Annotated in this window: 1 protein-coding gene; it reads left to right on the top strand. The window is 72.4% G+C overall.

Annotated features, from left to right (window positions below; genetic code table 11):
* Window positions 1-63: 63 nt before the first annotated feature.
* Window positions 64-435, top strand: a 372-nt coding sequence (locus FFK22_RS45025; RefSeq protein WP_143957051.1) for an NAD(P) transhydrogenase subunit alpha, incomplete at its 3' end; no start/stop codon positions are given.

The following is a 435-nucleotide window of genomic DNA, read 5'->3' on the forward strand; positions in this document are numbered from 1 at the left end:
AGGCCGGGCGGTGCATCCGAACTTCGGCGGCAAAGCCGAGCAGGCGGCGTAGGGGAGCGGACGATGGCGACAGAGGATATCGCGCAGGGCGCACAGGGTCTGGCCGAGGCGGCGCGGGGCCTGGCCGACCAGGCCCAGGCGCTGGCCGCACAGGCGCAGGCGGCAACCGCGGTGCCGGCGGGGGAGCACGGCTTCTTCCTGACCGGGCTGACGGTGTTCGTGCTGGCCTGCTTCGTCGGCTACTACGTGGTGTGGCGGGTGACGCCGGCCCTGCATTCGCCCTTGATGAGCGTGACCAACGCGATCTCCTCGGTGATCGTGGTCGGGGCGCTGATCGCGGCGGGCCCGGCGGTGATCGGGGCGTCGAGCGTGCTCGGCGCGCTGGCGGTGCTGCTGGCGTCGGTCAACATCTTCGGCGGCTTCCTGGTGACGCGC

The sequence above is a fragment of the Mycobacterium sp. KBS0706 genome (genome assembly GCF_005938675.2).
GTDB lineage: Bacteria > Pseudomonadota > Alphaproteobacteria > DSM-16000 > Inquilinaceae > Inquilinus.